This window comes from Muriicola sp., assembly GCF_049669965.1.
Taxonomy (GTDB): Bacteria; Bacteroidota; Bacteroidia; order Flavobacteriales; family Flavobacteriaceae; genus Muriicola.
Map to the genome: position 1 here is coordinate 1 of NZ_JBATLB010000263.1, position 11,016 is coordinate 11,016.

The following is an 11,016-nucleotide window of genomic DNA, read 5'->3' on the forward strand; positions in this document are numbered from 1 at the left end:
GATCCAACTCCTGAAGAAAAATTACTTCGTGCCATCTTTGGTGACAAAGCAGGTGATGTAAAAGATGCTTCTCTAAAGGCCTCCCCTTCCTTACGAGGAGTGGTCATAGATAAAAAACTATTTTCTAGATCTATCAAAGATAAGCGTAAGCGTTCTGAAGATAAAGAGGCCATTACATCCCTGGAGCTCGAATACGAAGTAAAATTTCAGGAACTGAAAGATGTATTGGTTGATAAACTTTTCAAAATGATCAATGGTAAGACCTCTCAGGGAGTTGCCAACGATCTGGGTGAAGAAGTATTACCTAAGGGTAAGAAATACACCATGAAAATGTTGAACGCGGTAGACGATTTTGCCCATTTAGTAAGCGGAAGCTGGACGACAGACAAAGCAACTAATCACATGGTGGCAGATCTGCTTCACAACTATAAGATCAAATTGAACGACCTGCAAGGAAACCTTCGAAGGGATAAATTCACGATTTCTGTTGGGGACGAATTACCGGCAGGTATCATGAAACTTGCTAAGGTATATATCGCCAAAAAACGCAAGTTAAAAGTAGGGGATAAAATGGCCGGGCGTCACGGAAACAAGGGTATTGTAGCCCGGATCGTGCGTCAGGAAGATATGCCTTTCCTTGAGGACGGAACACCTGTAGATATTGTCTTGAATCCGTTAGGGGTACCTTCCAGGATGAACATAGGACAGATCTATGAGACCGTACTTGGATGGGCCGGGCAGAAACTCAATAAGAAGTATGCCACTCCTATTTTTGATGGTGCAACTTTAGATCAGATCAATGCCTACACAGATGAGGCAGGAATTCCGAGATTCGGACATACCTATCTCTATGACGGTGGTACCGGGAAACGTTTCGATCAGCCTGCAACGGTAGGTGTGATCTATATGTTGAAATTGGGCCACATGGTAGATGATAAGATGCACGCGCGTTCTATCGGACCTTACTCTCTTATTACACAACAACCCCTGGGTGGTAAAGCCCAGTTTGGTGGTCAGCGATTTGGGGAGATGGAAGTATGGGCCTTACAAGCCTATGGTGCATCTGCTACGCTGCGTGAGATCCTAACCGTGAAATCGGATGACGTGATCGGAAGGGCGAAGACCTACGAGGCTATCGTAAAAGGAGAGACCATGCCAGAACCTGGTTTACCAGAATCTTTCAACGTACTAATGCACGAACTTAAAGGTTTGGGCTTAGACATCAGATTGGAAGAATAATTTAAGAGTCGGTTACACATTTAATATAGTATCACCATTAGCATTATGGCTAGACAAAACGATAATACAGCAGTAAAAAGGTTTAATAAGATCTCTATAGGCCTGGCCTCACCAGAGTCTATTTTGGCGGAGTCCAGAGGAGAAGTATTAAAACCAGAAACCATTAACTACAGAACCCATAAACCAGAACGCGACGGTTTATTTTGTGAGCGTATTTTTGGTCCTGTAAAGGATTACGAATGTGCCTGTGGAAAATACAAGCGTATTCGTTATCGCGGCATCGTATGTGATCGTTGCGGCGTAGAGGTTACTGAGAAAAAAGTACGTAGAGACCGTGTGGGACACATCAACCTGGTGGTTCCTGTGGCACATATCTGGTATTTCCGTTCGCTTCCCAATAAAATTGGCTACCTCCTGGGCTTACCGTCCAAGAAGTTAGACATGATCATTTATTATGAGCGATATGTGGTTATCCAACCCGGTATTGCCAAAGGTCCCGAAGGAGAAGAATTGACCAAATTAGATTTTCTTACGGAAGAGGAGTACTTAAACATCCTTGAAACAATTCCGCCGGAAAATCAGTACCTGGATGATTCTGACCCTAACAAATTCATCGCCAAAATGGGTGCTGAATGTTTGATAGACCTGTTGTCGAGAATCGACCTGAAAGAACTTTCATACGATCTGCGTCACAAGGCCAATACAGAAACTTCTAAGCAACGTAAAACCGAAGCCTTAAAAAGGTTACAGGTAGTAGAAGCCCTGCGCGAATCTCAGGATAACCGTGAGAACAGGCCAGAATGGATGATCATGAAGGTAGTGCCTGTCATTCCGCCAGAATTACGCCCATTAGTGCCACTAGATGGTGGTCGTTTTGCAACTTCCGATTTAAATGACCTTTACAGAAGGGTGATTATCCGCAATAATCGTTTAAAGCGATTGATGGAGATCAAAGCTCCTGAAGTAATTCTAAGGAACGAAAAAAGGATGTTGCAGGAAGCTGTAGATTCTTTATTCGACAATACCAGAAAAGCATCTGCGGTTAAAACAGAGTCTAACAGGCCTTTAAAATCATTATCCGATTCCTTAAAAGGAAAACAAGGTAGGTTCCGTCAGAACTTACTCGGTAAACGGGTAGATTACTCTGCGCGTTCTGTGATCGTTGTTGGTCCTGAAATGAGTTTGTTTGAATGCGGTTTGCCTAAAGATATGGCTGCCGAATTGTACAAGCCATTCGTAATCAGGAAACTGATAGAACGTGGAATTGTTAAGACGGTAAAATCTGCTAAGAAGATCATAGATAAAAAAGAACCTGTAGTTTGGGATATCCTGGAAAATGTACTGAAAGGTCACCCGGTATTGCTTAACCGTGCTCCTACATTGCACCGTTTGGGGATACAGGCTTTCCAACCTAAACTTATTGAAGGGAAAGCAATTCGCTTGCATCCATTGGTTTGTACCGCTTTTAACGCGGATTTCGATGGGGATCAGATGGCGGTTCATTTACCTTTAGGTCCTGAAGCTATTTTGGAATCTCAACTTCTGATGTTAGCTTCTCATAATATACTGAACCCGGCTAACGGTTCACCAATTACTGTGCCTTCTCAGGATATGGTACTTGGGTTATACTATATGACCAAGGAACGTAAGTCAACCAAGGAAACTGCTGTGTTAGGGGAAGGTCTTACCTTTTATTCCTACGAGGAAGTAGTGATAGCGTTTAACGAAGGGAAAGTAGAATTAAACGCTGGTATTAAGGTACGTGCTAAAGATTTCAATGAAGAAGGAGCCCTGGTAAATCAGATCATTCCAACCACCGTTGGTAGGGTACTCTTTAATATGGTTGTACCAGAGCAGGCCGGATATGTGAATGAGGTACTTAATAAGAAATCACTTCGTGATATTATCGGAAAGATTTTGGCTGTAACAGATGTTCCAACCACTGCCGACTTCCTGGATAAGATTAAGACCCTGGGGTATGAGTTTGCTTTTAAAGGTGTCTTGTCCTTTAGTTTGGGAGATATTATCATCCCACAGGAAAAACACGAAATGATCGCTGATGCCAATGAACAAGTAGATGGTATCATGGCGAACTATAATATGGGTCTGATTACCAACAACGAACGCTATAATCAGGTGATCGATGTTTGGACCTCTACCAATGCAATGCTTACTGAGCTGGCAATGAAAAGGATTCGCGAGGATCAGCAAGGATTTAATTCCGTGTATATGATGCTAGACTCCGGAGCACGGGGATCGAAAGAACAGATCAGACAGCTTACCGGGATGCGTGGCTTAATGGCTAAGCCAAAGAAATCTACGGCAGGTGGCGGAGAGATTATTGAAAACCCCATCCTTTCCAACTTTAAGGAAGGATTATCTATTTTGGAATACTTTATCTCTACCCACGGTGCACGTAAAGGACTTGCGGATACGGCTCTAAAAACTGCCGATGCCGGATACCTTACACGTAGATTGGTAGACGTATCACAAGATGTGATCGTAAACATTGAAGACTGTGGTACCTTACGAGGTATTGAGGTAGAAGCGTTGAAAAAGAATGAAGAGATCGTTGAAACACTTGGAGAAAGAATACTTGGACGTGTTTCACTTCACGATGTATTCAATCCGTTAACCGAAGAACTTATTCTGGAGGCCGGTCAACAGATCATGGAAGCGGATGTTCGAAAAATTGAAGCATCCCCTATAGACAAAGTACAAGTTCGTTCTGCATTGACCTGTGAAGCCCAAAAAGGGATTTGCGGTAAATGTTATGGCCGTAACCTGGCTACCAATAAAATGGTACAAAGAGGTGAAGCTGTAGGTGTGGTGGCTGCTCAGTCTATTGGAGAACCAGGAACCCAGTTAACACTGCGTACTTTCCACGTTGGAGGTATTGCCGGGAACATCTCTGAAGACAATAAATTAGAAGCCAAGTTTGGCGGAAAAGCAGAGATTGAAGATCTGCGTACCGTTAAAGGTGAAAATAGTGAAGGGAAGCCTGTAGATATCGTTATTTCGAGAACTACAGAGATCAAGGTAGTAGATAAGAAAACCGGGATCACCCTGAGCACCAATAACATTCCTTATGGTTCACAGTTATTCGTTAAGAATGGTGGAGTCGTTGAAAAAGGGCAGATCATATGCCAGTGGGATCCATACAACGGAGTGATTGTTTCAGAATTCCCAGGGAAGATAGCCTATGAGAATATAGAACAAGGAATCACCTATCAGGTAGAAATAGATGAGCAAACAGGATTCCAGGAAAAAGTAATCTCGGATTCTCGTAACAAAAAGCTGATCCCTACCTTATTGATCATGAATACCAAGGATGAGGTCTTACGCTCGTATAACTTACCAGTTGGGTCTCATATCATGGTAGATGATGGTGATAAGATCAAGGAAGGAAAGATCCTGGTAAAAATCCCACGTAAGTCGGCCAAAACCGGTGATATTACGGGAGGTTTACCAAGGGTGACAGAATTGTTCGAAGCACGTAACCCATCTAATCCGGCAGTAGTTTCTGAGATAGACGGGGTAGTTTCTTTTGGAAAGATCAAAAGAGGTAACCGCGAGATCATCATAGAATCTAAACTAGGAGAGCAGAAAAAATATCTTGTAAAATTATCGAATCAGATCCTGGTGCAAGAGAATGACTATGTCCGTGCGGGAATGCCATTATCCGATGGTTCCGTAACTCCTGAGGATATTCTGGCCATCAAAGGTCCGTCTGCTGTACAACAATACCTGGTGAATGAAGTTCAGGAGGTATATCGTTTACAGGGGGTGAAGATCAATGACAAACACTTTGAAGTAGTAGTGCGTCAAATGATGCGTAAAGTTCGTATCCAGGATCCGGGAGATACTATCTTCCTTGAAAATCAGTTAGTTCACAAGGACGATTTTATTGAGGAGAATGATGAGATCTTTGGAAAGAAAGTTGTTCTGGAGGTTGGAGAATCTGAAAACCTCAAGGCAGGAATGATCATCACTGCACGCGAGTTAAGGGATGAAAATTCTATCTTAAAACGCTCAGACAAGTCGCTTGTAACGGCCAGAGATGCCGTAGCAGCAACGGCTACACCTGTTCTTCAAGGTATTACCAGAGCTTCCCTTCAAACCAAATCGTTTATTTCGGCGGCTTCCTTCCAGGAAACCACCAAAGTGTTGAACGAAGCAGCGGTAAGTGGTAAGATCGATGATCTTGAAGGCTTAAAAGAGAACGTTATTGTAGGACACAAGATCCCTGCAGGAACCGGAATGCGCGACTATGAATCTATTATCGTAGGCTCCAAACAGGAATACGACGAGATCATGGCCCGCAAGGAAGAATTAAAATTCTAAATCAATAACCCTCAACCTTCCGGTTGGGGGTTTTTTTATAATTACCCAGAAAATAATCCTAGATCATGGCAGAGAAAGACAACAAACAAAAACAGATCAACATAGAATTGGATGAGAAAACTGCCGAAGGCATCTATTCCAATCTTGCTATTATCAACCATTCGGTGTCCGAATTTGTAATCGATTTTATCAGTATGATGCCCGGTGCCCCAAAGGCAAAGGTGAAAAGCAGGATCGTACTAACCCCCCAGCACGCCAAAAAGTTTTTAAAGGCCCTGAGCGACAATGTGAGCAGGTTTGAAAAGGCCCATGGCAACATAAAAGACTATGAACAGCCTCCTATTCCATTGAATTTTGGACCAACTGGTGAAGCATAATAAAAAACCCTGACAATCTTTGTCAGGGTTTTTTAATTTTAATGGGATCATCTTAGTAATCTACTTTTAAAATGTGAATATTCTATCACCAACCCAGTTTGAGCTTTTTTGCATTGAAGTGAGGCTTATGAAATCTAAATAGCACTTCTTCATTGTTTGTCCGATTTTCTGTTCATTACAAAATTCTGGATATCATATTGATTTAGCTTACATAGTTTTAGGGAGGATTAACTAAAACTTTTATGCGATGAAGAAGTATTTCAAAATTGCAAGATGGTCATTTCTTTGTTTTAGCTATTGTCTATGTATACAAGCACAAAATGATGATAAAGACCATAGTATTGGATTTTCATTAGGCACAACAGTTGGGGGACCTGCCGGTAATTTTTCTAAATACCTAGAGCGAGAAGGTTTTGGTATTACTACCAACGGATCTTGGTTTGGGCCAACAAATTATCCTGTAAAAACAGGTCCGCGGACTAGTTATTCTGCAAACTTTATCTGGAAACAAAAAAATGGTAAGTATCTTGGATTAGACCTGAGTGTTAATGAATTAGGTGAAGTGGCTGGCCTAAATAATTCAGGACGGAGGTTGGAAGTTGGATTTAAAAGTTATTCTATTGGTGTTGACTATACGATTGGACCGGGAATTACAAAATTAAGTATCGGTCCGGCCTTGATGTTTAATAGAGCATATTCTATTGAATTTAAAGATTTTAAGGAATCAAAAGAAAAAATTAATACCAGTTTAGCGTTGGGCTTAAAACTAAGCGCCTTATTCTATTTATGGGACAAATCGGTTACTTATGGCAAGCTTGGTTTTTCTTATTTAATTTCATACCCTGTGGAGCAGGGCCCTTTCCCTTTGAACGAAGATAATGATGGCGCAGATGAACTTGAGAAAACTAAATTAAATTATAGCCACGGTTCTGTCTTTTTTGCTATAGGAATTAAATTATTCTAAAAATTAATAAGGTGGAGCATATGTTGCCACAGTGTCTTATTTCCTGTTATGCGTACTCCGACGTAAAATGCAGGGTTACATTAGGATATTTCTGCTGTGTCATTTGTAAGGAAAATTGAGAATCGGCCAGGAAGACCAATTGCCCTCTTTTATCTTTGGCAAGGAATTTTTGCTTTACCCTTTTAAATTCCTGAAACTCGGTACTTTTAGGATCTTTAGGCTCTACCCAGCACGCTTTGAATACAGGGAAGTTCTCATAGGTGCATTTGGCCCCGTACTCGTGTTCCAGGCGGTATTGTATCACCTCGTATTGCAGGGCCCCTACAGTGCCTATAACTTTCCGGCCATTGAGTTCCAGGGTAAATAATTGTGCTACCCCCTCATCCATCAACTGATCGATCCCCTTAAAAAGCTGTTTTGCCTTCATAGGATCTGCATTGTTAATGTAGCGGAAGTGTTCAGGAGAAAAACTCGGAATCCCTTTATAATGAAGTGCTTCCCCTTCGGTAAGTGTGTCGCCTATCTTAAAATTGCCGGTATCGTGAAGGCCAACGATATCCCCGGGAAAGGATATGTCTACGATCTCTTTCTTTTCAGCAAAAAAAGCATTGGGACTGGAGAATTTTAAATTCTTGTCATGGCGTACATGCAAGTAAGGCTTGTTCCTTTCAAAAGTGCCTGAAACTATCTTTACAAAAGCCAATCGGTCCCGGTGCTTCGGATCCATATTGGCATGGATCTTAAAGACAAAGCCTGTCATGTGCTTTTCGTCTGCTTTTACAAGGCGTTCCTCAGACATTTTATCTCTTGGAGGGGGCGCTATTTCTATAAAACAGTCTAGTAATTCCCGCACCCCAAAATTGTTGAGGGCCGATCCAAAGAAAACGGGTTGCTGTGCCCCGTCCAAATACTTTTGTTTCTCAAAAGGAGGATACACCCCCGCGATTAGTTCAAGGTTTTCCCTGAGGGTTTCCGCAGCTTTGTTGCCTATGATCTTTTCCAGTTCGGGGTTACTAAGGTCATCAAAGGCAATGGTTTCTTCAATGTTCTTTTTACTATCCCCACTAAAAAGATTGATATTCTTCTCGTATATATTATAGATCCCTTTAAAATCGTATCCCATGCCTATAGGGAAACTCAAAGGAGTAACACTAAGGCCTAGCTTCTGTTCCACTTCATCGAGCAGGTCAAATGCATCCTTCCCTTCACGGTCCATTTTATTGATAAAGACAATCATGGGGATCTTCCTCATTCTGCAAACCTCCACTAATTTTTCGGTTTGTTCCTCCACCCCTTTGGCCACATCGATCACCACAATGACGCTGTCTACCGCCGTAAGGGTGCGAAAGGTGTCTTCTGCAAAATCCTTATGCCCCGGAGTATCAAGGATGTTGATCTTCTTGTCTTTGTATATAAAAGCCAGTACCGAAGTGGCTACGGAAATCCCACGCTGCCGTTCAATTTCCATAAAATCACTGGTGGCAGATTTTTTTATTTTATTGTTCTTTACAGCACCGGCTTCCTGTATGGCGCCCCCGAATAACAACAATTTTTCGGTGAGGGTGGTTTTTCCTGCATCCGGGTGAGAAATGATCCCAAAAGTTCGTCTTCTTGCAATTTCTTTTTTGAAATTCACGTAAAAAAATTTCTGCAAAAGTAAGAGAATTTATTGGTTCAAATAGGAAATGCCAAAAGGCCGAAGTACATATATAAACGTTGAATGGTTTATATCTTCCTGAAGAAGTTGTTTTCTCACTCATACTGCTCGCCTAATTTTTCTGCTTTTTACCGTTTTATCGAATATTCGGGCGGATGATAGAGTCTCGGTAAAGAAAGGGTTTAAAGTATTTGTGATACGCTTTTATTGCCATATATTGCATGCTACTTGTAGATTCCCAAAGTCTTACCAGAAGTATTTTCTACCTGCCATGGTGCTTAGTTTAAAAAAAAACTAACCTATATGGAGAACTTTACTTTTGTTAAGATACGTAAGGCATTACTTACCTGCCAACTGATCGCGTTTTGCTTTGTATTTACTTCTCAGAATTTCTACGGTCATTCTGACCCCATTTCAGATACCATACTTGTTTATACAGATACGGATGGTGATGGTGTTGCAGACAACATAGATGTAGATGATGACAATGATGGTATTATTGATACCGTGGAAGGGGAACATATTGATACGGATGGAGATGGAATAAATAATTCACTCGACATTGATTCTGATAATGATGGTATTTTGGATATTGTTGAGGCTCAAACCACGGCAGGATTTATCGCTCCTTGTGGTATAGATACAGATGGAAACGGCCTAGATGATCACTACGAGGAAACACCCGGTAGTTGCGGCGGACTCACACCAGTAGATACGGATGGTGATGGTATTCCTGATTATTTGGATATCGATTCTGATAATGATGGCATCCTGGATAACGTAGAGGCACAAACCACTGCCGATTTTATCGCTGCATGTACCAACGATAGCGATGGAAATGGGCTGGATGATCACTATGAGAACTATCCGGGATCCGGCGAAGGCCTCACCCCGGTAGATACAGATAGCGATTCCCATCCGGATTTTAGAGATATCGATTCCGATAATGATGGTATCCTGGATAATGTTGAGGCACAAACCACTTTAAATTTTACTGAACCTTGTGGAATAGATTCAGACGGAAACGGCCTGGATGATCACTATGAAGATTATCCTGGATCTGGTGAAGGAATAACACCGGTTGATACCGATGGTGATTCTCACCCCGACTTTAGAGATATCGATTCTGACGATGACGGAATCCCGGATAATGTAGAAGCACAATCCACGGCTGGCTATATACCTCCTAGTGGGATGGATAGTGATAAAGATGGCTTAGACAATGCTTACGAAGGCGCTGGTGATGAAGGACTTACGCCACAAAATACAGACGGGGCAGATGAGCCAGATTTCAGAGATCTGGATACGGACAATGACCTTGTACCTGATAATAATGAAGGAAACGATTTTAATTTTGACGGAGATCCGGATCAGATTTTTTCCGGAGTAGATACGGATGGAGACGGCCTGGATGATGCCTATGAAGGTTCGGACGTTAATGATGGTTTTGATGTAAATGATGAAATAGATGATCCGGCCAATGACCTACCTGACACGGACGGGACAGAAGATGTAAACTACAGGGATTTTGACGATGACGGCGATCAGATAGATACGCCGGATGAGGATGCAAATAACAATGGAGATCCCACCGATGATGATACAGACGGAGATGGTACCCCAGACTATCTGGATCCAGATACGGATACGGATGGAGACGGAGTTACCGATGATGATGAGGAAGATGATGAAACAGATCCGCTTGATCCGTGCGACTTTATTTTGGCCAGTCAGACGGTAACACCAACCAGTGACTGGAATGCGCTCGATTGTGACGGGGACGGAGTCGATAATGAAGATGAAGTTGACGACGAAACAGATCCTCAGGATCCTTGTTCCTACAACCCGGATAGTGTAACCCTGGACCAAAGCGGAGACTACCTCACCGTAGACTGCGATGGCGATGGAGTAACCAATGGAGATGAACTTACGGACAATACAGATCCGTTAGATCCATGTAGCTTCGTATTGGCAAGTCAGACCCTAACCCCTTCAGACGAATGGAATGCAACCGACTGTGATGGCGATGGCGTAACGAATGAGGACGAAGTAACAGACAATACAGATCCGTTAGATCCTTGTTCCTTTAACCCGGACAGCATTACACTGGCTCAAAGTGATGATTTCCTTGCAGCCGATTGTGATGGGGACGGAGTGGATAATGAAGATGAGAATACCGATGGTACAGATCCTTTGGATCCTTGTTCTTATAATCCTGATAGCGTAACCCTGGACCAAAGCGGAGACTACCTGTCCGTAGACTGCGATGGCGATGGAGTCACCAACGGGGATGAAGTAACAGACAATACAGATCCACTAGATCCATGTAGCTTCGTATTGGCAAGTCAGACCCTAACCCCTTCAGACGATTGGAATGCGACCGACTGTGATGGCGATGGGGTAACGAATGAGGATGAAGTAACCGACACTACAGA

The 11,016-nt window shown here is 42.5% G+C and carries 4 protein-coding genes and 2 pseudogenes; 5 read left to right on the top strand and 1 reads right to left on the bottom strand.

Going from position 1 to position 11,016, the window contains the following annotated elements; translation table 11 throughout:
- The 4 genes and pseudogenes from rpoB to WBM49_RS13210 all read left to right on the top strand — a co-directional run.
- Positions 1-1,239: pseudogene (rpoB, locus tag WBM49_RS13195) on the top strand (DNA-directed RNA polymerase subunit beta); the annotation flags it as partial.
- Positions 1,240-1,284: 45 nt separating this feature from the next.
- A complete protein-coding gene (rpoC, locus tag WBM49_RS13200) occupies positions 1,285-5,583 on the top strand; it encodes a DNA-directed RNA polymerase subunit beta' (protein WP_424372517.1) in 4,299 nt (1,432 codons plus the stop codon).
- Positions 5,584-5,648: 65 nt separating this feature from the next.
- Positions 5,649-5,960, top strand: a complete 312-nt coding sequence (locus tag WBM49_RS13205; RefSeq protein WP_424372518.1) for a DUF3467 domain-containing protein — start codon at positions 5,649-5,651, stop codon at positions 5,958-5,960.
- A gap of 247 nt (positions 5,961-6,207) precedes the next feature.
- On the top strand, positions 6,208-6,924 hold the full coding sequence (locus tag WBM49_RS13210; RefSeq protein ID WP_424372519.1) for a hypothetical protein: 717 nt from the start codon (positions 6,208-6,210) through the stop codon (positions 6,922-6,924).
- 46 nt (positions 6,925-6,970) lie between these two features.
- Here WBM49_RS13210 and WBM49_RS13215 read toward each other — a convergent pair whose 3' ends face one another.
- Complete coding sequence (locus WBM49_RS13215) at positions 6,971-8,560, bottom strand: peptide chain release factor 3 (protein WP_424372520.1); 1,590 nt, start codon at positions 8,558-8,560, stop codon at positions 6,971-6,973.
- A gap of 324 nt (positions 8,561-8,884) precedes the next feature.
- On the opposite strand from WBM49_RS13215, the pseudogene WBM49_RS13220 reads away from it, so the two are divergent.
- Positions 8,885-11,016 (top strand): annotated as a pseudogene (locus WBM49_RS13220) (hypothetical protein); the annotation flags it as partial.